The sequence below is a fragment of the Streptomyces sp. NPDC045678 genome (genome assembly GCF_056432085.1).
In genome coordinates this window covers 491,020-514,045 of sequence record NZ_JBWKJS010000002.1, presented here as the reverse complement: position 1 = coordinate 514,045, position 23,026 = coordinate 491,020, and the positions used below count along the sequence as shown (strand labels likewise).

Sequence of the window (23,026 nt, the reverse complement as noted above, 5' to 3'; positions counted from 1 at the left end):
CCTCTACGTGGCCCCTGGGGACCGTCACAGAGCCCGTGTGGGCCCTTGGGCTGCGCCAGAGGCCGCAACGCCCCTGCCGAAGGGCCTCACGGGCGTCGTGGACGGCTCCGTCGGCGCGGCCTGCTCCATCGGGGTCGGTGCCGGGGCCTGCGGGGTGACGCCGACGGCCTCCAGGCGCTCGCGCTGCCCGTCGGCCAGGGACTCCCACACCTCGGGCTTCCGCTGCCGGGCCAGCCACTTCACCACGTCCATGCCGTGCACGGTGAAGCCGGGCAGGACCTCCGCCACGCCTTCCTCGTCACGCACCAGCTCGCGCAGCGCGGCGTAGTGCCGCTGCCACTCGGTGGGCCACGACGGATTCCAGTCCTCGTCCACGGCCAGGAGCGCGGCCTCCTGTTCCTCCGGGTGGTCGGCCAAGGTGTCAGGGGCGCAGGTGGGACGGCCACTGCCCGACCGCCTGACCCAGCGCCGACGCAAACCTGGGGCGCACACAGCGTAAGTGCTCGTCGTGGTACGTACAGGCCACTTCCAACTTCCCCTGGAAGTGCCCAATGCGCACAGCTGCCTTCCTCGGAGTTTTCGCGACGTGCAGGACCTGCTCCACAAGCTCATCTGAACCGGCCAATTTTCCGGATGTCGGTGCAGTGAAAGGGTAGCCCTATCGCCACATCGAGAATTCCTTATGGATTTTAGGTGAGGCGCTTAGTAAGGTCCGGTTGTGACGGGGAAGCGTAGTTGCCGTGACGTTGCTGCCGAACGATTGCGGAGGAGGGGACTTGCATAGAATTAGAGGCAAGGAATGGCCTGCAGGAGCCTTCCTGGATGCGACGCCGCAAACAACTCGGCACTGGCAATTTCACAGCAACTGCGAGCAGCTTCACATCCTCTGAAGCTGCTTTGATCCGCCCGTAAAAGGACGCACAGATCCACACTGTCCACTTTTGAGTGAAATGGCAGTGGAATCGGCCGCATTCCCGTCAAAGATCACGGTCGCTCCACGTCGTGTGAAACACAAAGGAGATGTTACGTGAAGGGCAATACCCTGCGCATAAGTGCGGCCACCGCGATGGCCGCGGTCGCCTTCGGTGTTGCGGCACCGGCCGCCTCTGCCGTCGAGCATCACCGCACCGGTGGTTTCGTCGCATCCGCCACGGAGGCCGAGTCCGGGCTCGGGACCTCAGAGGCCCGTACCCTGCTGGCCGTGCCCGAGTTCCGCGCCGAACTCACCCCCGACGCCGAAGCCGCACTGCGGGCCGTGGCCGACGGTACCGCTACCCAGGAGGAGCAGGCCGTTGCCCGTGCGTCCGCCGCCAGTACGATCTGGAATCTGATCAAGAAGGCTGGCCCGTCCGTCGTCAAGGCGGCCAAGAAGGCGGCCGGGAAGTTCGCGACCTTCCGGAACTGGGTTAACGGCCTGTCCTGGTACAACCCGATTAAGCTTGCCTGGAAGGCCGCAGGAGCTGAAGCTCAGTACCAGATATGGAAGTACATCCACGACCACATCTGACGCTCGTACCGTGCGGGCCGAATGCCCGTTCATATTCGGCCCTCACGGCCACCCACCCCAGCCCCAAAGGACCTCAGAACCGATGGCTCCCTCGCGACCTCACCCTCCCGAAAATGCGGTCGGGCCTTCACCGGGAAACCGCACCGAGACCGTGATCGGCACCTTTCTGCTCACGACCTTTGTCGGCTTCCTTTTCCTGTTCGTCGCGGATGCCCGCGACAACGACACCCTGGCCACGATCGGCCGTGTCCTGCACTGGGCAGCGGGAGCGGGCATTGCCGCCGCCATCATCACCACCCGTACCGCACTGCGGCGCTGGACGTCCGGCTTCGACTGGATCTTCGCTGCAGTGTGGATTGTCCTCACGATCATGGCGTGGATCAACGGGCATCTTTGATCCGCCCTGTCGACGTTCCTGCGCGCGCTGCGCAGTGACCTGGCGGCGGGGAAGGGCGCCGGTCTCGCCGACCTCCCGCGCGAGCGCCGCGCCCATCTGCTCGCCGACCGCGCCATTGGCGAGAAGCAGGCCGGTCTGCGCACCGATGCGGTCGCCACGCTACCCAAGGCCGAGGAAGAGGCACCCGAGGAAGTCCTGTGCCGCCCCCGCACCAAGCAACTCGTCAAGGCCTTGCGGCGGTTGGGCACCGGTGCCGCGGAGGGGCGGTTGCGCGCCCTTGCTGATCGTCGTGGACTGCCCCGGTGACCACACGCACCCTGTACCTCATCGCCTGCGCCGCCCCGCCCGCCCGACGTCTTCACGTACCCGTCCACGCTGCCCAGGCGGCGGGCTGGGACGTGTGCGTGATCCTCAGCTTGTTTTTTAACCTCAGGCGCCTGTGCCAGATTCTTTGATAGGGGTGTTCGTGGCGCCGGGCTAGCGGCGATACCGCCTACGCACCCAGCCCGCTTCGAGAGCAACCGCGGCGATCACAGACAGAAGGATCGCCCCAAGAACCACGGTTGCTCCGCCTGTAATCACGATGACGGCCCACTACGGCGGATCACCTTCCACAGTGCACCCCTAAGGAATCACGAGTACCAGACCCGTGGGCCTGATCGCTCAATGCTCGATGGCGCCTGAGTCCGAACGGCGTGTCGTACGGGTTCACTCACCTGGGTATTCGCGGGGCAGGCGGATGGCAACCAGACGAACCCAGCGTCGAGCCAGCGGTCACGAAGGAGGCGGACCTGAGTCACGGTGCCGTCTCCGACGCCAGACTCAGTGCCGCAGCACTCACAGATGATGAACAGGGCCAAGCCGTGCTCGTCGAACCGCACTTCAGCGACGTCCAGCCCGTGAACTGATCTGGCACAAGCCGGTCGGCGCCGACCCCGACGCCACATTTCAGCGCATCGCCTGCAGCGACCAAGACGGCTTCGTTATGAGCAGCGGAACACAAGACATCTCCGCTGTCCTGGACGTGCCGGGTCAGCCATGGTGCAGCCACTGCCTCCTGTCGGCTCGCGCCACCAAGGAGTGAAGACCGTGCAGACTTCGGACACCACGCAGAGCCCGACAGCGTGGGATGGCGACGTGCGAGTCAGCAAGCACGGCCACCCGTTGTACGCGCTGACCATCTCCCGGGATGACGTGCCTCGTTATCGGCTCACTGACGACGATGTCACTGAACAAGGCACTGCTCCACGTGCATGCACACGCGAATGCGGGACAGTATGCGAACCGATCCGCTGTGTCCTGCCTGGCTGATCGCCGTTCCGCCCACGCCCGGTCAACCTCCGTCCGCACGTGCCGAGCGGCGGGTGCAGGGTGCACGCAGACTCTCCATGGGCGGAGCGGTTGGGCGGTTTCCGGCCCGGGGGGCGGGCAGCGCAGGGCGGCGCCACTTGTCCTCGGGTGGCTTCAACGGGCTACAGAGGCTCCACTTTTCCGGCTTGAATCGGGACCACTTGAAGGTCAAATGTAGGTGGTTCCGGTTTGAGCCGGCCGCGGGATCCGGTCCGTCTTGGCCCCCGGCTGCTCGGGTTCAGTCGTAGTGCTCACCGTCATCGCCTTGGACTCGGGCGCCAAGTGACAGCGCCACTGACTGCATCCTTCTGGTCAGGATGTCGGTGGGATTCTTGGCGCTGATATCCGATGGCGAGGACCAATGGATGGCTGTTCCCATCCGCTTCTCAGGCGGATGAGTGGCCATCTCCGCGGTCCAGCACGGGTGTTGTCCGTCGATGAAGGCGGGCGGAGCCATCTTCAGGTCGGGGTCGGTGGCGATCGCTGTCCGCCACTCCGCCTCAGTGATCTCCGGTCCGCTCTCGTCCCACCAGTTGTCGCGACGAGTGATGTGCACGTCATATCCCATGACACGGAACCATAGACAAGCGCGCTGACAGTCCAGGCCTGCGGCGGTGCCGGGCCGATCGGGACGCGGTCGTGCAGGACTTTCGCGTGGCGTGGACGCAGGAGATGTACTCGCCGGGGTGGACGGCCCGGTCGTGCCTGATCGTGAGCCGCCTCAGGCAGTTGTCGTCGAGAATGACGAAACAGCGACAGCCCGTCTCAAACAATCTGGGCGACGTAGATCAGCGGGGCTCGTACTCTCTCGAAGTGCCCGCACCCCACGACATCGACTCCTTAGGGACACCTTGCCGTTCATCCGGTTGGCCAGGCCCGTCTCCCGGCACCACCGGTCGAAGCTCGCCTTGTCCGTGTACTCGATGGGGATGGGCTCGCCGCGCTCCAGCCACCGGGACCAGCTCGATGGTGATGCCGCCCCGCCCGGCTTGCCGGCCTTCTGCTAGCGGGTCGAGTGCCGTCAGCAGAGCCTCAAGGGGTTGTCAGCAAGCTCAGGGCACGGCTCGACGAGGCACTGCCCGAAGTCGGGGAACGGCGACTGGTCCCGGAGCCAGGTGTCGAAGTCGGGCAAGTCCACCGCCATCGTCCACCAAGGCTGACGCCTCGTACGATCCGGGGCACGGCGCACTGGGCGCGCCGTGCCCCGACTCCGCATCAGCTCAGAACTCCTCGGGTCAGAATTCCTCGTTGGTGACGAGGGCGTTGCCGAAGACGTCGTACACCGAGACGTAGCCCTCCTTGGAGTCCTTCCAGTCGTCGAAGGCCGCGGCGAGCGCGCGTGCGGTGGCCATGGGTTCCTTGACCGGCGTCGTCCCACCGTTGATGTCGGTGGAGATGTAGGCGTTGCCGGTCCTGTCGTCCCACTCGCCGATGACGCGCCGTACGCGGGACGCCGCCTTCTTCTGCTCCTGGGTGCCGTTGGCCTCGACCCACGCGCGGAAGTCGTCGGCGTTCTTCCTCGACTGCTTCTTGTCGGTGTCGGGCGGCAGGGTCTCCTGCTCGGTGGCGGTGCCCTGGGCCGTCGTGTCGGTCCATTCACAGCCACTCGTGAGGCCGATGGCGACGCACGCACCGAGGGCGAACGCCGCGGATCGGATCAGCCGGGGGCGCATCACGCGCTCCTCCCTCTCAGAACTTGATCGCGTCGGCCTTGTCGTTCCAGTTACCACCGTAAGCGTAGGAAATCTTCTTGAAGTCCGGGTACCGGGTGTATCCGGCCCCGAGGAAGAGGTGCGGGTCGGGCATGCCGGTACGGAAGTCGTACAGCTCCACACCGCGCTGGGGGCGGTTGACGTACGCGGAGGACGCCTTGTCCCGGAAGCTCGGGCTGTACTGGTCCAGGTGGCGGGTCTTCGCGGTGTCGTACGTCGGCCACTGCAGGCGACGGCCCTTGAAGTCCGCGTCCTGCCACAGGCACACCCAGCTCTTGGGGCAGTCCAGCCAGCTGCTGCGCAGGGCGGTGGCGGCCAGCGCAGCCTTCTTCGGGGCGCTCTGGGCGGCCGCGCCCTCGCGCGCCTGCGGAGTCGGCGCGTGCTCGGCGAGGTAGGCGTCGGCCTCGGCCTGGTCGTCGAAGCACTCCATCGTGCCGTCCTGCGAGACCTCGGCGCAGACCTGCGCGCCGCCGAGGTCGTCGGACCGGGAGTCGATCTTCTCGCCGTGGTAGTACATCTCGACCTTCGGCGCGTTCTCCACCTCCTGGTGGACCTGCGCCTCCTCTTCGGCGGTCGCGGTGCCGGAGACGGCACCGGGCACCTCGGGGAGGGAGCTGTCGGCGAAGGCCGGAGCGGCGGTGATGCCTGCGGTCGCGAGGGCGAGGGCGGCGGCGGCCATGGTGGTGCGGGCGCTGATGTGCACGGGTGTTCCCCAGAAAGACGTCATGTTCGAGCGGATCCACGGAGCTCCGGGTTCTCCGGAGCGCGGATCCGATCAAGGAACGTAATGCGTGGAGCGTGCACCGATCTAGCGGATGAATCCGCTTAAAGCCGACAAGTGCCACCCACCCCATCTGTGGCGTTAAGCATGGTTGTACGGCGAGGGATAACAGCCCCATCAAGATCGACTCACGGCGCGGTCAACCACGTCGTGACGCGGCGTCACATGCTGATGAGTCCTCATATGTCCGTCGTGGCACCCGGTTTACGGCCGCCCTTATCCACGCCTTACGATGATCAATCCCATTTCCCCCACACCTCACAGCTTGACCGGCAACGCACCGACATCACGGGAGAAGACCCGTAACACACCATCGGTGCTGCTTTGCCATGCGCCAACTGTGAGAGGAAGAGCATGAGTTGACATCGCACATACGGAGACCGGCACGCGCCGGGATCGCGGGCCTCGCGGCCGCCGCGGTCCTGGCCGGGCTGATCCAGACCGGCACGGCCCACGCCGCGCCCGACGGCACGACCGTCGCCTCCCAGCCGAAGTCGGCCGGAGACGGCCCCGGTTCGGGTGCCGTCGCCGACCCCGACGAGATGCTCGGCAAGGACTGGGACACCTCGAAGGACCGGGCCGTCACCGCCGCCGCCGACTCCGAGGGGCTGCGCATCCTCGCCGCCGCGTCGGACGAGGCGTACGCGTGGAAGACCGCCGCCGTCCTCAACGAGCCCGGAATGCCCGCCGATTCGTGGATCGGCAACCAGTGCGTCATGGACGACTCCCATGTCGCCGCCGTGTACGCGCCGCGCGCGTTCACCAACAAGCCGGACCTGATGCAGGGCGGCGCGTTCACCGCGATCGTGAACACGAGGACGGGGGACGTGACGAAGCTGCCGTTCACCGGCACCCTCGCCTACTTCGACCCCACCTGTAACACCACCACGCACACCGCGGCCTTCACCCAGTACCGCGACATGAACGACGTGTCGCAGGTGAAGACGCAGGTGATCACGGTGGACACGGCGGGCAAGACCATCGCCAAGACCGGTGAGCTGCGCGGCCAGGTGTCGTCGGCGGCGCCCGTGAAGGCCGGTGTGGTCGCCGGTCTTGGCCGCGACCTCGTCCACGTCGACGGCAAGGGCAAGATCCGCAAGGTGGCCGAGGGCGACAGCGTCCCCTTCGACATCCGCCCCATGGGCGGCGACCGCGTCGGCTTCGTGGACCGCAAGGGCACGAAGACGGCGCAGGCGAAGGTGTACGACGGGCACGGCGTGCCCCGCACGATCGCCACCGGCCGCCTCGGCGACCTCGGCCTCGAACCCGGCGCGCGGGGCCGCACCTTCCTGACCGGCGAGGCCAAGGACGTACGACTGCGGGACAGCGGGGTCACCCGGGTCGACGCGCCCGCCGACACCGACCTCTCCTCGCACGGCCGGCTCGCCGTCGAGCCCGTCCTCACCCCCGGCGTCCGCGCCGGACTGACCCGCATCAAGGGCGCGGGCAAGGGCTTCGACAAGGCGAATGAGCCCGAGGCGGGCGTGCGTTCGCGCTCCGGCCAGGCCCCGGGCACCGCGGACGACGAGACCGTCATCACGGTGACGTCGACCGCGACGACCACCGGCGAGGAGGTCGAGCAGCGGGTCGAGTCGGCGCAGCCGCGCACCACCGCGGGCCTCTCCCCGGCCCTGACCGGTGACAGCAAGCCGCGCACGCTGACCCGCGCCTCGGCCGTCAAGACCGCGGCCGCGTCCGTCTCGCACGATCCCGTCGACACCGACCGGTGGTGCTCCGTCTCGCGCAACGACATGAGTGCCCAGGCGTTGCAGCCGACGCCGAACCAGGTGGAGTGGGCGGTGGACATGGCCGTACGCGGTGAGCTGCGCGCCAAGTGGATCCGCCAGGGCGACCACCGGGGCCAGGCGGGGCTCGGCACGATCGACCCGCAGGGCCTGTTCCCGCTGCCGAAGCTGAACGGGGGTGGCCGGATCCCGGCGAGCGTGCTCCTCGGCATCCTGGCGCAGGAGTCCAACCTGTGGCAGGCCGAGTCCGGCGCGATCCCCGGCCAGATGGGCAATCCGCTGGCCGCCGTGGACGGCTACTACGGCCACAAGGCGAAGGACACGCTCCTCGGCTACTGGCGCATCAACTGGGACAAGTCCGACTGCGGTTACGGCGTCGGCCAGGTCACCGACGGCATGCGCCTGAAGGGTCACGAGAAGAAGGACGAGACGAGCCTCGACCCGAAGCTGCAGAAGGTCATCGCGGTCGACTACGCGACCAACATCGCCGCCTCCATGAAGATCCTCGCCGACAAGTGGAACGAGGTCCACAAGGACGGGCAGAAGATCACGGTCAACAACGACGATCCGTCCCGCATGGAGAACTGGTTCACCGCCGCCTGGAATTACAACCTCGGCTTCAACCCCAAGTCGGAGGCGGGCAAGAACGGCGGACACTGGGGCCTCGGCTGGTACAACAACCCGGCCAACCCCATGTACAAGAAGGGTGCCTGGGACCACCCGTTCATGGATGTCAGCCTCAACGCGAACAACATCCGTGACGCGGCGCACCCGCAGGACTGGCCGTACGAGGAGAAGGCGATGGGCTGGTCCGCCTGGTCCATCGACACCGGCTTCTCCTACGGCACGGACGGCAAGCAGGACTGGAAGGGCGAGTCCGGCTTCAACACCGCCGGGTTCCGTCCCGCGTGGTGGGCGAGCATCGCCGACCGCTCCCGCGTCAGCCCGCCGCTGGACACGTTCTGCAACAAGAAGAACAACTGCGATCCGGCCAACCCGGTCGACTGCCCGGACGAGGCCTGCTACCGGCAGTTCTGGTGGACGCAGGAGAAGGCGGTGTGGAAGCCCGACTGCGACCAGACGTGCGGGCACGAGAGCATCAAGTACGTCACGCTGCGCTCCGAGCCGGGCCGCGGCTACCGGCTGAAGAACGGTGACCCGGTGTGCGGGGGCGCCCCCGCGGGCTCCGACGTCGTCGCCTCCGTACCCAACGGGACGCCGACCTGGTCCACTTGCGGCAAGGCGTCCTCGACGGGCGCGTTCCAGTTCACCTTCCATCCTGACTGGGACAAGCACTACGAGGCGAAGGCCGATCTGCACTCCATCGGTGGCGGCCACGGCGGCCACTTCTGGTACACCCACACCCGTAACGAGGACCACCTCGGCGGCGACGGCAACCGGATGACGATCGAGGGCGAGTGGACGGCGGGCAAGAAGTACGATCTCGCCGCCGTCTACGCCTACGTCCCCGACACCGGGGCGCAGACCAGGCACGCGACGTACGTTGTCAGCGGCGCGTCCGGCGGCCCCTACGAGCGGGTCGTCGACCAGAACGCGAACAACGGCAAGTGGGTGCCGCTGGGCGCCTACAAGTTCACGGGCACGCCGAAGGTGAAGCTCACGAACTACACGAAGACGGGCACCGCGGACCGCGACATCGCCTGGAACTCCGTGGCGTTCAAGCCGATCAAGGGCAAGTTCGTGCACCGCTCGCTGACCGCCGCGGCGATCTTCGACCCGAACCAGGAGCTGAACTCCAACTGGCCGGTGTCGACCGAGATCAACTCGCCGGTGCAGTCGATGAAGTCGCTCTACGACTGGGGTCTCGGCCTCGCTGACCACGGTCCGCTGTGGAACAACCCGGAGGGCGCCGACGCCGTCGGCATGTCCTCCAAGGCGCGCTGCCCTTCGGCGAAGGCCGTCGGCGAGTGCACGGGCCAGAAGACGTGGGACGCGGCCGACAAGTGGGCCAAGGAGATCAAGGCGGGCGGCTGGAAGCCGCGCGCCGACGGCTCCGCCCCCGCGCACTCCATCCCGCGCTGGATGGCCATGTCCAACGAGCGGCCCGACCCGGCCGAGCCCGCGTCCAAGGCGTACGCGGACCCGAACAGCTACAAGATCAAGTCTGATGTGAACGTGACGTTCGTGGTCGGCGAGGACGGGAAGATCGTCGACGGCAGCGTGGGGTCCGACTACCGCGCCCGCGTCGGCAACGCCCACCTGCCGCACTTCGTCACGGACATCATGCAGGCGATCGAGGCGGACTACGGCATCCCGGCGCCGGACATCGACTACACCACGCAGGACGCGCTCGAGTACGGCAACGTCCACACGTCCCACCCCTACAAGGACGGTGACACCCCTGGTCAGGCGTACTTCCCGCACTTCCGCGGCGCACGTCTGGACGACGCCAAGCAGTGCGTCGACTTCCGCGGGGTCGGCGGCGGTGTGCACGGCTACCGGGCGATGATCGGCCACAAGTCCGTCAACGACAACGTCAAGGCGTGGGTGGACCAGGTCAACAACGACCTGGAGACCAACCACACCGTGCGGCGGTTCGCCGGGGACGTCTACTCGATGTTCTTCAAGAACACCGGGAAGTGGAACAACAACATGTTCGGCTCCATGATCGGCAACGCCCCGCCGATCTGGCAGGACATCGCCGCGGCCTTCTGCGCCGACGGCTCCGTGAAGCCGACTCACCTGCAGAAGAACAGGGACGCCAACCCGTCCGACGGCATCGTCTTCCAGTCGTACATGCCGGACCTCTATCTGTACGTGGACGACCGGCTGACCGACAACCTCGGCCGGAAGTCGAACCACCGCATCAGCGGAGGCGACTGGCGGAACTTCTCCAACTTCCCCGCCACCGCGCCGAACGGCAACGCCTACGCCTCCTGCTCCGCCTACCACCGGGGCAGCGGCGGCAATCCATGGGGCGTGGACGCCCCCGTTCCGTTCCTGGGGGACGGGCCGGGAAACCGTCCCGGCAGTGTGGTGCACTGTGACGAGCCGGCGAACAAGTTCACCGAAAACCTCACCCGGTGACCCGGAGTGGGTGAGTGAGCGCATGACCGCCGACTGATCCGATGCACGAAGAGGGGGGACGGACCGGCCCGCACCGGCCGGCCCGTCCCCCCTCCGCACGACTAGGGAGAATCCTCATGGGCTTTCTGTACTTGGCCTTCTTCGCCGCGTTCCTCTACCTGGTGCCCGTGGCCCTGCTCTGCAGGAAGGTCGCGCTCAAGACAACGGCGAAGATGGGCTGGACCATGGCTTTCCTGCTGATCGTCTTCCCCGTCATCCTGCTGGTCATCGGCGGCGTGGTGGACGCCAAGGGAGCCGCGACGTAGGCATCTGCCGCATCACGCACAGAGGGAGCACGGCATGCGCATTCCTGGACCCGAACCGAGGGCGGTCGGCGGGGTGGGAGCCATCGCGGAGGCCGGGGGCCTGCACACCTACCAGCTGTGGCTGCACCAGGAGTACGGGCCCGTCGCGCGCTTCCAGCTGCCGGGCGTGGAGATGGCCGTCTCGGTCGCCGACACCGTGCTCCTTGAGAACTGCCTGTGACGACTGAGCGGGAGCTACGAGGCGAGAGCAGGCAATCTCCAAGAGGCCACCCGCTGACCGGAGTGGCGGCAGGAGCCACCTACACGAATCCCATCACCCGGCGAAGCCTTGGAGGCCCTGACAAAGGCCGACGTGGCGGTGGGTGATCAGGCAGACGGCGAGGCCGGGGAATGCTTCGTGGATGTCGTCGCGTCTGTCCCAGCGGATGCGTAGGCGGCGGAAGCCGTGGAGCCAGGCGATCGTGCGCCTCGACGACATAGCGGAAGACGCCCAGGCCGGTGCCGTGCGGCTCGCCCCGTTTCGCGATCACGGGGCGGATCCCGCGCTGCCAGAGCAGGCGGCGGTACTTGTCGTGGTCGTAGCCGCGGTCGGCCAGCAGGGCATCCGGGCGCCGACGGGCCGCGGAGCGCCAAACCGTTCTTTCTGGCCCCGCGTTGGGACAAAGCGAGCTACTGGGCCGGAGCCAGTGCTGATGGCGGATCCTCGTTCAATCACGCGGTAGCGATGCCCTTCAGCACCAAGGCCGGAGCGAAGGAGCGACTCGCGGCACAGCACATCAAGGACGCCTACACCAAGCCGACGAAAACCCGAGCCGGTAAACGCCAAGAAGCACATCCCTGGCCGCACCGCCAGCCGCCCTCTCACCCGCCTATATCACGATAAGGCTCGCCGCAAAGCCATCCGCGATGAGGCGATCAAAGCAGGCAAGGCCAAATGGGGGGCCGGATACGCAGAGGGCGGGGAGAAGGAGTGAGTTCCCCTTCTCCAGCACCTACGAGGGTGCTGCCCAGGCCACGGACGCGCTGACCGCCCGCATCAACTTCTCCACCGGCAACCTGATGCTGACCGCCACCGACTTCTCCATCGCCGGCGTCGGCCAGGAGCTCACCTCGGCGCGGACGTACCACTCGCTGGACGCGCCGTGGGGCAAGGTCTCCCAGCGCTGGTGGCAGCAGTACGAGCGCTACCTCCAGGTCCTGGACGACGAGGTGGTGCTGTACGACGCCTCCGGCGACACCCTGCGCTTCAAGAAGGCCGCCGACGGCTCCTACACCACACCCAAGGGCTACTCGAAGGAGCTGAAGGAGAACACCGACGGCACCTACACCGTCACCAACTGGAAGTCCCACACCAAGGACACCTACGACGAACACGGCACCCTGACCAAGGTCACCGACAAGAACAAGGGCACCATCACGATTGACCAGCACGACAAGGGCGACGAGCACAAGGGCTTCAAGCTGACCGAGACCCGCTCGGGCCGCTGGATCGACCTGCTCAAGACCGATGCCTCGCAGTGGCAGGCCAAGGACAACACCGGCCGCACCGCCGTCTCTGCGCGCCACCGAGCTGAACGGCTCCGGCCACACCGGGCCGACCTGGACCTACGAGTACGACACCGCCTCGCCGACCGCGGCCGGGACGACGAAGGTCACCGACCCCGAAGAACACGTGACGCGCTATGAGCACGACGGTGACGGTGAGGTGGAGAAGGTCACCGACGCCTTGGACCACAAGCGGTCGACGAAGTTCGACGCGAACCACAACGTGGATACGGCCACCGACGCCATGGGCACCGGCACCACTCCCGGCAACGTGACCGACTACGGGTTCAACACCCGCAACAACCTGGAGTCGGTGAAGTCGCCCACTGGTGGGAAGTCGGTCACCAGCTGGCAGACGATCGCCGGCGCGACAAGCCCAAGGACTCCACGAACGCCGACGGCGAGAAGACATCCTTCACCTACGACACCGCCGGCAACACCAAGTCGGTGGCCCGGACCGGCACGGGCGGCGGGCACGTCTCCTACACCTACAACCCCGCCACCCCCGACTGCGGCGGTTTCGAGGGCCAGCGCTGCACCGCCCAGACGAAGATGTCGTCCACGAAGACGGTGAAGACGTCCTTCACCTACGACGACAAGGGCAACCTCACCAAGGTCACCCCGCCCAAGCCGCTGGGGCAGACGACTTACACCTACGACGCGTTGGGCCGTACCGAGACCCTCACCGACGGCCGCGGGATCAAGAAGGTCTTCACCTACGATCACCTCGACCGCATCAAGACGGTCTCCACCACCAACGACACGGTCCGTTACCACTACGACGGCGACGGCAACCTGCGCCGGCGCGACGACTCCACCGGCACGGTGAAGTACGAGTTCGACCCCTTGCAGCGCGAGACGATCCGCACCCTGCAGGATGGCTCGCAGACCCTGCTGGCCTATACGCCCGCGGGCAACGTCGACTACTACCAGGACCCGGCCGGCAAGACCGACTACACCTGGAACGAGGTCAACAAGCTCAAGGACTCGCAGGGCAAGACCACCACGTACAAGTACAACAGCAACGACATCCGCACCCAGACCGCCTACCCCGGTGGCACTGTCCAGAAGGTGGACGTCGACAACTCCAGCCGCCCCAAGAACATCAAGGCGACCTCCCCCAAGGGCACCTTGGTCGACCTCACCTACACCTGCGGCTACGGCACCGACGCCAAGACCGACGGCGACAAGATCCGCACCACAACCGACGCCGTGACCGGCATGAAGACCAGCTACACCTACGAAGGCCGCTACGGCTCCACCGACCATAGCGAGCGCGTCAAGCTCGGCGACACCTACTTCCACAACGGCCCCCTCGGCCTGTCGGCCACCTCAACTGCCGGTGTGGACACGGGCTTCAACCGGGAACCGGGGGCACGCTGAACTCCATGACCCGGGACGGGAAGACGTACTTCTACCTCACCGACGCGCTCGGCTCCATCGTCGCGGCCGCCGACGAAGCCGGCGAAAAGGTCAACACGTACTCCTACAGCCCGCGCGGCGTGCAGCGGTCGACCACCTCGGAGAAGGCCCCGCAGCCCTACCGGTTCGCCGACGGCTACCAGGACTCGACCGGCCTCTACCACTTCGCGGCCCGCTACTACGACCCCAACATCGGCCGCTTCACCCAGCGTGACCCCTCCGGGCAGGAGAGGAACCCCTACCTCTACGCCGAGGGGGACCCCGTCAACCGCATCGACCCCACCGGACTCTTCAGCTTCAAGGACCTCGGCATCGACACGCTGATCGGCACTATCGGTGGTGCCGTAACCGGATGTGTTGGTGGAGCGGTTACAGCCGCGATCGTCGGATCGGCGGCAGGGCCCGGCGGAACAACCGTGGGTGCGCTTGGGGGGTGCGGTGTGGGAGCTGCCGCAGGCGGCTCCGCCGGCGCGGCTGGCGGGGTTGTCACATCAACTCTGAACCAGCTACTGAAATAGCCTGATAGATCGAAGGCGGAGGCCGAAAATGAGCGCACTCACCGCTGCTCTGGTCGGTGCGGTTATGGGGCTTGTTGTCGGCCCAGTGACCGTACTGCTCGTGATCAGGGCCCGCAAAAGACGCTGAGTCGGCATGAATGCGCGGTGGGCGGCCCGCCCGACGGCGGAAGTGCAGCACTACACGCCCACGTCGGGTACCGGACACTCCTGGGACTCACCGCCCCCCGACGGGACTCCGGGCAGTGTTTTTCCTCCGCCACCGCCGGCCGAGGGGCCATAGCCAGCCCCGGTCGGAGTCCTCGGCCGCCGCATCGGCGGCCGAGGGCTTCACCATGAGTGCCCCCGCCGGCGCTGCGGGAGCACTCCAGTTACGCGGGAGCACTCCAGTTACAAGGACTTCCTGGCCGAACCGGAGGCCAAGTTCGTCGAACGCGGGCAGTGCAGAAGCAGCGGCTGGTCAGGGAAGCGAACTTCCCCAGGCCCAAGCGGCCGGAGGGCTTCAAGTTCGAGGAAGACCCCGACGTCACCCTGCAGACGGTCGACCCGCCCGCCAGCCCGGCCTGGGTCGCCGCCCGCCAGCCGCTCTGCCTGATCGGCGAATCCGGCACCGGCAAGTCCCACGCGCTCATCGGGGTAGTGACCGCGATCGCGGAGGCCGGACTGCGGGTGCTCTACACGACCACCGTGAACCTGGCCAACGAACTCGCCGAGGCCGCGGACGAGAAGAAGCTCGCCCGTACCATCGCCCGCTACGGGGCGCAAACCCTGTCTACGGCTACGCCGGTACAGCGCCGCCTCTGCGTCACGCGTCCCGGCAGGGTCTCGAACCGGCCCCTGGCCCCTGGCGCCAGAGCTTCTGACCTGCATGCTCAATCTGCGATGGCACGAACTCGCGGTCATCAAGGTTCGGTGCCCCACGCTCAGAATTCGATGACCACGGCCCGCTAACCGTCCTGGACGGTGACGGCTCCGCGTACACGGTGGGCGCGTCGTGCTGGAATGCCCGGCGACCACCGTGCAGGAGCTGGTGGAGTGGACGCTGCGTGAGTCCGGTCTCGGCGCGCCGAAGCTCGACCGGTACGGCAAGGACAGCGACCCGCTGATCGTGCTCACCACGGCCGCCGCCGTGAAGCGCGGGCTGCCCGAGCGCCTGGAGGGCCACGAGCAGCGCCGTAGCCTGCGCCTTCCGGAGGACCACCCGGTCGTCAAGCAGCTTGCGAAGGCGAAGCGGCAGCTGACCCAGCGCGGGTTCGGGCCGTGGGCGCGGATCTACCGCAAGGCGCTGGGCCGCGACCGGCAGTGTGTGCAGTTGGCCGTGCTGTCCTGAGACGCCCTCGATGAGCGCTCCTGGCCCGGCGTCGCGGAGATGGAGCCGGCCGACATCGCCCGCGTGCTGACGCCTACGCGCGCCGCGCATCCGCCGTCCGTGCTCAGCGGCGGCGGCCCGGCTTCCGCGGGCCGTTCGTTGGTGGAGGTCGTGCAGACGGTTCCAGCGACGCTCCGGCGTCTTCGCGTCGCGCGGCGCGGGCCGGTTGGGTGCCGGGCGTGGAGCTCTAGCCAGGCATCGGGTCTGGCACCTGCGCGAGCCGCTGAGGGAGATTCGCACTCCTGGCAACCACGAGTTGACCCACCTCATGTGAGGACCAATGAGCACCATCCCCGCCCTCGGCATCTTTGGAGTCGAGGCACTGAACGTCCGTCCCCAGAAGGCCGGTCCCCGCGCCCCTGCGTCTCGCCAGCACCGGCAGAGCTTCCTGTACGGCGAGTACGACGGCAACGACATCCTGAGCCTTCGCTATGCGAGCAAGCAGGCTCAGTCCAAGCAGGTGCTGGAGGACCAGGGCTCGGAGTCCCGTCTGACCGGGCTTGCCGCCCCTGGGGAGTGCCTGAATGGCCAATCCGTATCTGGTCACGACGCGCACCGTGGAGCACGACCGAATCTTGCGTCCCCTGCTGCACGTGAACAGTTGGCGCTAGCGTGCTGGTATGGATGGACATGCGGCACGCGAGCAGAACATTGAGTGGCGGCAGATAGACGACGCCTGGCAGCGTACTGAGTCCTGGCTTGAACGGAACGCTCCGGCGACATTCGCGAGCTTGTTGCCTGGCGCTTCCGAGGCGGAGCTCGACGAACTGCAGGAGTCTTTGGGCGTGCGTCTGCCCGTTGGGCTGAGGGCATTGTGGAGTCGGCGGGCAGGTGTGGGACCGGATTCGACACCCGGGTTTATGCCGCTGGAGTGTGTGCTGATGTCGTTTTCCGTCGTCCGCCGCGTCTACAAGCGACAGATGTTTCTGCGTCAGCAGGATCTAGAGGATCAGCGGAGGACGGGTAGCACAGAAGAGATCACGGTGTGGCGTCCCTCCTGGGTCCCCTTTGCCGCGATGGGTACGGATGCTCTGTCTGGCCTGTGCGTGGACGCTGAGACCGGAAGGATCTGGTACTGGTGTAGGTATGCGGAGCGCAGCATCCAGTTCGAGTCACTGACGGACTACATGGAGGAGATGGCTGACGTCCTCGAAATCCCGTCGCTCGCAGAAGAGGCGCGGGTCGGCCTGATGAACGGCTTCTTGGTGTGGGGTGTGCCGCAGGATGCGGCCGAGCGAGCGGCGTGGGAGCCGTTGGGTGGGTGAGAAGTGTGGGGTGAGCGTGCGTACTCACCCCACACGTCAGGAGAATTTAGCTGATCTTCTTTCACGCGCAGGTGCTGCTGGTGGTGGTGCAGTGTTCGAAGCCAGGGTTACTGAGGTAGAAGGTGTCCTTGTCGAGCATGCGCCAGGCGGGACCCGGAAAATTATGGAAGGCCCCCACTTTTTGAACTTCGGGGATCGTGGCACGGCCGCACTTCTCAGCGTTGCCGGGGCCGTTCTTGTCCTTGCGTGTGTCGGCGAAAAGGCCGAAGGAGCTCCCCGAGGGGTTGGCGTAGAGCTGCGCGCACTTGTCTCCTGAGTTGACCTCGTACTTGTTGCCGGTGTCGGGGTAACCACCACTTTCGTGGTTTGAGGCCATGGCGAACTCGTCGCGGGCCGGCGACCCGCGCGGCGAGGTCGACGTCGACAGCGCCGACCATGTCCCAGGTCAGGTCGATGGTCTCCTCGCCTGTGCCGGTCCACTTCGTGGTGGTGCTGGCCACCTGAGTCTGGCCGACCTCGCTGTCCAGCCAGTAGCCCCTCTCGGCCTCTCCCGTCTTGTAGTGACGGAGACGGGCTGACGGCCGGGGCTTGGGGTCCTACCTACCGTCAACGCGAGAGACCGGGGTGGCAGTTCGAGCTCGCTGCACCACCACGTCCGGGTGGACGTACGCCTGGCGGCGTCTGCGCGCCAAACTCACCGAGCTGGAGGAGGCGTTCACCGGCCACCATGCGTTCCTGCTTACCCAGATGGTGGCCGCGTCGGCGCCATCAACGCCGACATCACGGCGCTGGATGCGCGGATCGGCGCGGAGGTCGGCCCCGGCGCCGACGTGATCCGGCCCCATGTGGAACGGCCCTGCTTTCAGCGGCTTCTTCTGCCCGCGGCCCGGAAGCTTCGGGGATTTGCGCCACGAAGGATCGGTGCGGTGTCGCGCCCGTCCGGGTTCATGACGTCTGCGGCATCGGGACAGGCCGCTCTCCCGAGCCCCGGACGACCGGCCGGGCGGGGACGGTGATCGTGCGTGCCCGGGGCCGCCCGGTGTGCGGGGCCGTCAGACCGTGGCGGCCGGCGGGACCCACCGGTGGGTGCGGGGCGCCGTGCTGGTGATGCCGTAGTCCTTCTTGAGTGATTCGGGGATCGCGTAGTGCATGACGCGTCCACGGGTGAGGGTGGACAGTTCGAGGACAGTGGTGAGGTGGCCGAGGCGGTCCAGGGCCCGGGCGCCGAGCGGGGAGCGGTCCTCGATGGCCTCCAGGATGCCGAGGAGGTGGGGCACGGTCTTGACGACGGTGTCCCACGATGTGCGCGGTACGTGGAGCCAGTCGGCGCAGGTGTCGCCGATGAGGTGGCGGATGAGGGCGGAGACGACGGGGTCGAAGAAGGTGCCGGGTACCACCTCCTCGTAGAGGTCGATCAGCTGCCGGGTCAGATGCGTGCCCTCCTCGGTGGGCCCCATGTGCCGGACCATGTACAGGTCGAGGAACTGGCGTGCCTCGTCGAGGGTCTGGGGGACGGCGTCCTGGTCGACGCCCAGCATGGCGCCGACGACGCGCCACGCGTAGTAGTACGCTTCCGCGCCCTCGGTCGACATGTGGATCCCAAGGCGGTGCAGGCTGTCCAGGACGAGCAGGGAGAAGAGCATCTGCCCGCCGATCATGTCCTCCTGGCAGATCGGCGTCCCGAGCGCCTCGGTGTCCCAGCGGTTCTCGCGGGTGAGGTGGTGGCGGATGGAGGCGTGCAGGAGGCGGACCTTCTGAGCGGCGGGGATGAAGCGGCTGCCGGCCTCGAAGGCGTCGGGCTGCATCAGATGGACGGTGAACTGGCCTGTCTCCGCCATCCGTTTGGACGGGTACTGCAGCCCGTGGGCGGCCGACAGCAGCTTCGCCACGTGCGGGATGAGGTAGCAGGCGGGCATGGAGGCGAAGGACAGCGCGGTGGAGATGTGCACGTTGTTGTCGATGAAGAACAGCCGGGCCTTCTCCATCTCCGCCCAGTCCACCCAGGCCGGCGGGGTGCGGGTGGCTTCGAGGTACTCGCGCGCGACGTCGGGCAGCCCGTCCGGCAGGGGAGCGCCGACGGTGGAGACGTACCGCATCAGGGTGTTGAACTTGCCCACCTCTCCGCGTTCGAAGAGCTCGGCGACGGTGGCATCAGCGAGTTCGTCCCCGGCCCGCCGCAGGGCGTCCAGCGATGCGTCGGTGTAGGTCATGGCAGGGTTCCTCATCTTCCTCGGGAGCGTCCACGACAGGCGGGAGGGGTGCCTGCCGGGGAGGGCACGGGCTCGCGTCCCCTGGATGCGAACGTCAGGACTGGCGTATGGCCGCGGAGTGCGCCAGCGCGGTAAGTACGGTGACACGTGCGCCGGTAGATGCAGTTCATGGAGGGCGCCGAGAGCCTCCTCGATCCGTACCCCGATCATGTCCTCGATGCGGTCGGGCGCTCTCAGCCGGCGCATCAGCTCGCGCACCGTGTCCAGCCCTTCTGCGTCCAGGGCGACCCGGCTCAGCAGCGAGTGCAGCAGCTCCCGCTCCGCGTCATCGGCGAGACGCCACGTCTCTGCCAGCAGCGTGGTGGGCCGTCGGCCGCGCACATCGTCGGCATTGGCCTTGCCGGTGCGATCGGGGTCTCCGAACAGCCCGAGCAGGTCGTCCCTCAGCTGGAACGCCTCGCCCAGCGGCAGCCCGTACGCGGAGTAGCCCTCGCGCAGCCGCGCGCCCGCGCCTGCCAGCGCCCCACCGATCAACAAGGGCTGTTCGACGGTGTACTTGGCGGTCTTGTACCGGATCACCTTCAGTGACGCCTCGGTGTCCGGACCGGCTCCGGTCCGGAGGATCTCCAGACACTCGCCCGCGATCAGCTCACGGGCCATCACCGCCCACAACGGGCGGGCCCGGACGAGATACGCGGCGGGCAGACCGCTGGTGGCGAACAACTGCCCGGCCAGCGCCATCAGCAGGTCACCCACCAGCATCGCCAACGACCGCGCGGCGTCCTCGGCGTCCGGACGGGCCCCTACGGCCCCGAGGAAAGCGACGTGGGCCGTGGGCCGCCCGTGCCGCAGCGGACTGTTGTCGATGAGGTCGTCGTGCACGGTCGCGGCGGCATGCACCAGCTCCATCGAGGCCGCAGCCCGCACCAGCGCCTCGCTGTCCGGCTGCCCCACCGCCCGCCACCCCCAATAGCAGAACGCCGCCCGCAGCCGCTTGCCGCTGGAGACCGCCGCTTCCAGCCCCTCAGCTACCGCGCCGAGCATCGGATCGACCGCCGCGAACTCATCGGCCTCCCGGGCGACGAACCGGCGCAGCACCTCGTCCACGCGGACCTTGAACGCGTCGGACTCCCACTGCTCAGACGCCACCGGTGGCCTTCCGAGCCAGGGCGCGCCGGGCGAGGATCTCCAAGTGGGCTGGGGGCACAGCCACATACCGGTCAAGGGCCAGACGCCCACGCGCCACGAGCTCGTGTTCGGCCTCCGCTGTCAGCTCCGCGGCGTCCGACCGGCGCAGCAGCCCTCGCACCGTCCCCAGGGCTGAACCCACCATGCTCACCGCCACATCGGCCAGTCCGGCAGCCAGCAGCAGCGCCTGGCTGTCCAAGCCTCCACGACGACCCTCTTCTTGCGTCACGCCATCTCCCTCACCCGTCGTACGTCCAGGCAGCCCTGGGGACACACCGCCCTTCCGAGGGTCGCGTCCCATCGGATGCGGAAGCGGAAGAACTCACGACCGAGTGACCCCGCCGCTCGACCGTGCGATCGCTGAACAGGGTGGAAACTGCGATCCGCAGCGAGGAGTCACGCTGGTCGTCGTCGCTGACGGTGTCTGTCGACCTGGTCGAGGCGTTCCGCGAGGGTGGTACGTGCGGCGAGGCAGAGAGAGTTGGGTGGCGCGGAGACGACAGAGCGATGACGTTCGTGCTGCCAGGGGTCTCCTCCTGCCCGGGGACCGAGTCCTGGGCGGCCTCTTCGGACTGCTTCCACCGGTCGGTCAGCGCGTTGTTGAACAGGTGCCGGGCCGTCTTGTCGCCCGCGGCGCGGAAGGCGAAGCCGGGGCGCCGCAGGAAGTCCGTAGCCACTCGCGCGGCCACCTGTTCGTCGGTGGCCAGGTCATGGATGGCCTCCACCTTCTCCAGGACCGACTGCGGCGTGTCCACCTGCCACCCCACCTGCCGCTTCGCCGCATCCCCCGTCCACTGGTACAGCCCGGTACGGGGATGCTGGGGCGGCTTCAGGATCCGCTGAAAGCGGTCCTCCAACTGTTCCAGGATCCGGTGGTTCTCGAACGGGACGTTCTCCGCCCGGTAGCCGCTCGGCCACCGGCTGGCGACGTGCGACGGCAGGCAGAGACTTCTGTCGTCATGACGCGTTGGGCTTCCGTGCGGCGGTCTTGCGCGGTGAGGCCAGGGCGAGCCGGTGAACGGAGTCGCTGCTCGCGGCATGCTCGGCGCGGATTCGCCCACGGCAGACGAGAAAGGTCCCCAAGGGACTGGAACCTCCTCCGGGATCATGTCAACGTACAACGTCCCGGAAAACACCTGGTCAGCTAAGGTATGCGGGCCTCCGGGCCGACGGGCAGACAGGTCGGGCGCCTTGGCAGCCCCTTACTCCCGTCCTAATCGACTCCCGTCCTAATCGGCCTCACCGCCGAGGTCCGCCTCAAGGAGGCAAATCTGTCGAATCCCGCTCTCCGATCGGCCCGCTTCACTGTCCTCATCCTCTTGGCGCTGGGTGCTCTGAATGCGTGGACCGCACGGGAGTCGGAAGAAGACGGTGCTCTTTCGACGGCGCTGTGTCTATGCGTCTGCCCGGCCGGACTGTTCGGCGGGGACCTGGTGCAACGGGGCTACCGTCGTGATCGAGCGGTCCTCGCGCACATCGCGGCGCACCCCGGAGCCGCAACTCGACACGTCGCCCCAGTCCTTGGCTCCTCCGAGCGCGTGGTGGTCCGTAGCCTCAGCCGACTCACCGAAGACGGGCTTCTGATGCTGGTCACGGGTGGAGCGGCCCCTGCTCTCCATTCCTATCGACTGGCTTCTTGAAGTAGACGACACGAGTGCCAGGGGCGCTTCCTTCGTGCTGGGCGATACATATCAGACGATCCCCGGTTAGCGAAGCCGGGGATTCTCCAGACCATTGGTGTTGTTCGCACTCGGCTGCGCTTGGCGGTGGAGCCGTGTCGGACGCAGTTGGCAGCGCCGCACGCATTCGAAAGGAGGCATTAGCGGGATGGTGATACTGCCTGGCTCGTCCTCCCGCGCTGAAGCTTGCCGAGGTTCTGGCGGAGATCCGTATGACTCCGTCAGCGTTCTACCGAATGCGCGCTCGCGGGCAAGCACCCCACATGATCAAGTTGCCCCATGGCGAACTCCGGTGCCGTCGCGCAGACCTGGACGCTTGGTGGGAAGCATGCGATAGAGATTCTGACACTTGGCGATGAGCTACAACGTCCGCTTCTGGGACATACGCGAGCGCCCTGACCGGCGCAAGCCGTTCATGGTCCGGTGAACGGTCGATGGGCGCGACAAATCCGAGTCATTCATGACCTTCGGGCTCGCCGACAGCAGGCGCTCAAAACTGATGACGGCAGCGCGTGAAGGCGAGCCTTTTGATGTGCACACAGGTCTGCAGGCGTCCGAGCTACGAGCCGTCAAGCAGCGGACAACGTGGTACGACCTTGCTCACGAATACCTTGACCAACGGTGGGACCGCACGCCGGGAAACACCCGCCGCACTCTGGCCGACGCATTCGCCACCATCACACCTGCCCTGGTGCACCATGACGCGACCTATCCGGAGCCGCGGGTCCTGCGGCGCGCCTTGTACTCGTGGGCCTTCAACAAGAACGCATGGGCCCAAGGACCGAACGAGGAGTGGCGGAAGGCCCTGGACTGGATAAAGCGCAACTCCCTGCCCGTCGGTGCACTCGCGGAAGCCGATGTGCTGCGACGGGCACTGGACGCCCTGTGCCGCAAGCTGGACGGCAAGGCGGCTGCGGCCAAGACGGCGCGGCGCAAGAGTGCGTCCTGACCCGCACGAAACTCGCCTCCGGGTTGGCCAAGCGGCCCT

The 23,026-nt window shown here is 67.2% G+C and carries 20 protein-coding genes and 3 pseudogenes; 13 read left to right on the top strand and 10 right to left on the bottom strand.

The window, feature by feature from the left end:
• Positions 1 to 24 precede the first annotated feature (24 nt).
• The gene (locus AC07DO_RS08805) at positions 25 to 417 is read right to left on the bottom strand and encodes a helicase associated domain-containing protein (RefSeq protein ID WP_479057941.1); all 393 of its coding nucleotides are present in this window, start codon (positions 415 to 417) and stop codon (positions 25 to 27) included.
• A gap of 610 nt (positions 418 to 1,027) precedes the next feature.
• Here AC07DO_RS08805 and AC07DO_RS08800 point away from each other — a divergent pair.
• Both AC07DO_RS08800 and AC07DO_RS08795 read left to right on the top strand, forming a co-directional pair.
• Positions 1,028 to 1,507, top strand: a complete 480-nt coding sequence (locus AC07DO_RS08800) for a hypothetical protein (RefSeq protein WP_479057940.1) — start codon at positions 1,028 to 1,030, stop codon at positions 1,505 to 1,507.
• 151 nt (positions 1,508 to 1,658) lie between these two features.
• Positions 1,659 to 1,904 (top strand): hypothetical protein, encoded by a 246-nt coding sequence (locus AC07DO_RS08795; RefSeq protein WP_479057939.1) that lies wholly within the window; start codon positions 1,659 to 1,661, stop codon positions 1,902 to 1,904.
• Between the two features lie 1,588 nt (positions 1,905 to 3,492).
• Here the strand turns inward: AC07DO_RS08795 and AC07DO_RS08790 are convergent.
• The 3 genes from AC07DO_RS08790 to AC07DO_RS08780 all read right to left on the bottom strand — a co-directional run bounded on the left by AC07DO_RS08790 (position 3,493) and on the right by AC07DO_RS08780 (position 5,693).
• Positions 3,493 to 3,822, bottom strand: a complete 330-nt coding sequence (locus tag AC07DO_RS08790; RefSeq protein WP_479057938.1) for a hypothetical protein — start codon at positions 3,820 to 3,822, stop codon at positions 3,493 to 3,495.
• Positions 3,823 to 4,489: 667 nt separating this feature from the next.
• Positions 4,490 to 4,927, bottom strand: a complete 438-nt coding sequence (locus AC07DO_RS08785; RefSeq protein WP_479057937.1) for a hypothetical protein — start codon at positions 4,925 to 4,927, stop codon at positions 4,490 to 4,492.
• Between the two features lie 16 nt (positions 4,928 to 4,943).
• A complete protein-coding gene (locus AC07DO_RS08780; protein WP_479057936.1) occupies positions 4,944 to 5,693 on the bottom strand; it encodes a peptidase inhibitor family I36 protein in 750 nt (249 codons plus the stop codon).
• A 413-nt stretch (positions 5,694 to 6,106) separates the two neighbouring features.
• On the opposite strand from AC07DO_RS08780, the gene AC07DO_RS08775 reads away from it, so the two are divergent.
• The 3 genes from AC07DO_RS08775 (at position 6,107) to AC07DO_RS08765 (ending at position 11,065) form a co-directional block, all read left to right on the top strand.
• The gene (locus AC07DO_RS08775; protein WP_479057935.1) at positions 6,107 to 10,540 is read left to right on the top strand and encodes a golvesin C-terminal-like domain-containing protein; all 4,434 of its coding nucleotides are present in this window, start codon (positions 6,107 to 6,109) and stop codon (positions 10,538 to 10,540) included.
• 116 nt (positions 10,541 to 10,656) lie between these two features.
• Positions 10,657 to 10,845 carry a hypothetical protein gene (locus tag AC07DO_RS08770; RefSeq protein ID WP_479057934.1) on the top strand — a complete coding sequence of 63 codons (189 nt, stop codon included), beginning with the start codon at positions 10,657 to 10,659 and terminating at the stop codon, positions 10,843 to 10,845.
• Between the two features lie 34 nt (positions 10,846 to 10,879).
• Positions 10,880 to 11,065 (top strand): hypothetical protein, encoded by a 186-nt coding sequence (locus AC07DO_RS08765; protein ID WP_479057933.1) that lies wholly within the window; start codon positions 10,880 to 10,882, stop codon positions 11,063 to 11,065.
• A gap of 93 nt (positions 11,066 to 11,158) precedes the next feature.
• On the opposite strand, the pseudogene AC07DO_RS08760 reads toward AC07DO_RS08765, so the two are convergent.
• Positions 11,159 to 11,447, bottom strand: a pseudogene (locus tag AC07DO_RS08760) (transposase); the annotation flags it as partial.
• Positions 11,448 to 11,751: 304 nt separating this feature from the next.
• Between AC07DO_RS08760 and AC07DO_RS08755 the strand changes: the two are divergent.
• From AC07DO_RS08755 to AC07DO_RS08730, 6 genes and pseudogenes are all read left to right on the top strand, one after another.
• Positions 11,752 to 12,531: a DUF6531 domain-containing protein gene (locus tag AC07DO_RS08755; protein ID WP_479057932.1), complete on the top strand. Its 780-nt coding sequence runs from the start codon at positions 11,752 to 11,754 to the stop codon at positions 12,529 to 12,531.
• 306 nt (positions 12,532 to 12,837) lie between these two features.
• Positions 12,838 to 13,773 (top strand): hypothetical protein, encoded by a 936-nt coding sequence (locus AC07DO_RS08750; RefSeq protein ID WP_479057931.1) that lies wholly within the window; start codon positions 12,838 to 12,840, stop codon positions 13,771 to 13,773.
• A gap of 5 nt (positions 13,774 to 13,778) precedes the next feature.
• Positions 13,779 to 14,330, top strand: a complete 552-nt coding sequence (locus AC07DO_RS08745) for an RHS repeat-associated core domain-containing protein (RefSeq protein ID WP_479057930.1) — start codon at positions 13,779 to 13,781, stop codon at positions 14,328 to 14,330.
• Between the two features lie 336 nt (positions 14,331 to 14,666).
• Positions 14,667 to 15,278 carry an ATP-binding protein gene (locus AC07DO_RS08740; RefSeq protein ID WP_479057929.1) on the top strand — a complete coding sequence of 204 codons (612 nt, stop codon included), beginning with the start codon at positions 14,667 to 14,669 and terminating at the stop codon, positions 15,276 to 15,278.
• Positions 15,266 to 15,726 (top strand): annotated as a pseudogene (locus tag AC07DO_RS08735) (telomere-associated protein Tap); the annotation flags it as partial. The gene AC07DO_RS08740 and the pseudogene AC07DO_RS08735, both read left to right, overlap by 13 nt.
• 590 nt (positions 15,727 to 16,316) lie before the next feature.
• Positions 16,317 to 16,961 carry an SMI1/KNR4 family protein gene (locus AC07DO_RS08730; protein ID WP_479057928.1) on the top strand — a complete coding sequence of 215 codons (645 nt, stop codon included), beginning with the start codon at positions 16,317 to 16,319 and terminating at the stop codon, positions 16,959 to 16,961.
• Positions 16,962 to 17,022: 61 nt separating this feature from the next.
• Here the strand turns inward: AC07DO_RS08730 and AC07DO_RS08725 are convergent, their stop codons facing one another.
• The 5 genes and pseudogenes from AC07DO_RS08725 to AC07DO_RS08705 form a co-directional block, all read right to left on the bottom strand.
• Complete coding sequence (locus AC07DO_RS08725) at positions 17,023 to 17,337, bottom strand: hypothetical protein (RefSeq protein ID WP_479057927.1); 315 nt, start codon at positions 17,335 to 17,337, stop codon at positions 17,023 to 17,025.
• A 676-nt stretch (positions 17,338 to 18,013) separates the two neighbouring features.
• Positions 18,014 to 19,171 carry an oxygenase MpaB family protein gene (locus AC07DO_RS08720; protein ID WP_479057926.1) on the bottom strand — a complete coding sequence of 386 codons (1,158 nt, stop codon included), beginning with the start codon at positions 19,169 to 19,171 and terminating at the stop codon, positions 18,014 to 18,016.
• Between the two features lie 94 nt (positions 19,172 to 19,265).
• Positions 19,266 to 20,320: pseudogene (locus AC07DO_RS08715) on the bottom strand (polyprenyl synthetase family protein).
• Positions 20,310 to 20,588, bottom strand: coding sequence for a polyprenyl synthetase (locus AC07DO_RS08710; protein WP_479057925.1), 279 nt, complete (start codon positions 20,586 to 20,588; stop codon positions 20,310 to 20,312). The pseudogene AC07DO_RS08715 and the gene AC07DO_RS08710 overlap by 11 nt, the downstream one beginning before the upstream one ends.
• A 10-nt stretch (positions 20,589 to 20,598) precedes the next feature.
• The gene (locus tag AC07DO_RS08705; RefSeq protein ID WP_479057924.1) at positions 20,599 to 21,399 is read right to left on the bottom strand and encodes a DUF6192 family protein; all 801 of its coding nucleotides are present in this window, start codon (positions 21,397 to 21,399) and stop codon (positions 20,599 to 20,601) included.
• An 800-nt stretch (positions 21,400 to 22,199) separates the two neighbouring features.
• Between AC07DO_RS08705 and AC07DO_RS08700 the strand changes: the two genes are divergently transcribed.
• On the top strand, positions 22,200 to 22,397 hold the full coding sequence (locus tag AC07DO_RS08700; RefSeq protein WP_479058570.1) for a helix-turn-helix transcriptional regulator: 198 nt from the start codon (positions 22,200 to 22,202) through the stop codon (positions 22,395 to 22,397).
• 101 nt (positions 22,398 to 22,498) lie between these two features.
• The gene (locus tag AC07DO_RS08695) at positions 22,499 to 22,987 is read left to right on the top strand and encodes a hypothetical protein (RefSeq protein ID WP_479057923.1); all 489 of its coding nucleotides are present in this window, start codon (positions 22,499 to 22,501) and stop codon (positions 22,985 to 22,987) included.
• Positions 22,988 to 23,026: the final 39 nt, after the last annotated feature.

Bases quoted from the DNA above. Each gene is read 5' to 3' on its own strand.
- AC07DO_RS08770 (WP_479057934.1), top strand. From the start codon at position 10,657: ATGGGCTTTCTGTACTTGGCCTTCTTCGCCGCGTTCCTCTACCTGGTG.
- AC07DO_RS08705 (WP_479057924.1), bottom strand. From the start codon at position 21,399: ATGCCGCGAGCAGCGACTCCGTTCACCGGCTCGCCCTGGCCTCACCGC.
- AC07DO_RS08725 (WP_479057927.1), bottom strand. From the start codon at position 17,337: ATGGCCTCAAACCACGAAAGTGGTGGTTACCCCGACACCGGCAACAAG.
- AC07DO_RS08730 (WP_479057928.1), top strand. From the start codon at position 16,317: ATGGATGGACATGCGGCACGCGAGCAGAACATTGAGTGGCGGCAGATA.
- AC07DO_RS08755 (WP_479057932.1), top strand. From the start codon at position 11,752: ATGAGGCGATCAAAGCAGGCAAGGCCAAATGGGGGGCCGGATACGCAG.
- AC07DO_RS08695 (WP_479057923.1), top strand. From the start codon at position 22,499: ATGACCTTCGGGCTCGCCGACAGCAGGCGCTCAAAACTGATGACGGCA.
- AC07DO_RS08785 (WP_479057937.1), bottom strand. From the start codon at position 4,927: ATGCGCCCCCGGCTGATCCGATCCGCGGCGTTCGCCCTCGGTGCGTGC.
- AC07DO_RS08765 (WP_479057933.1), top strand. From the start codon at position 10,880: ATGCGCATTCCTGGACCCGAACCGAGGGCGGTCGGCGGGGTGGGAGCC.
- AC07DO_RS08745 (WP_479057930.1), top strand. From the start codon at position 13,779: ATGACCCGGGACGGGAAGACGTACTTCTACCTCACCGACGCGCTCGGC.
- AC07DO_RS08790 (WP_479057938.1), bottom strand. From the start codon at position 3,822: ATGGGATATGACGTGCACATCACTCGTCGCGACAACTGGTGGGACGAG.
- AC07DO_RS08720 (WP_479057926.1), bottom strand. From the start codon at position 19,171: ATGACCTACACCGACGCATCGCTGGACGCCCTGCGGCGGGCCGGGGAC.
- AC07DO_RS08780 (WP_479057936.1), bottom strand. From the start codon at position 5,693: ATGACGTCTTTCTGGGGAACACCCGTGCACATCAGCGCCCGCACCACC.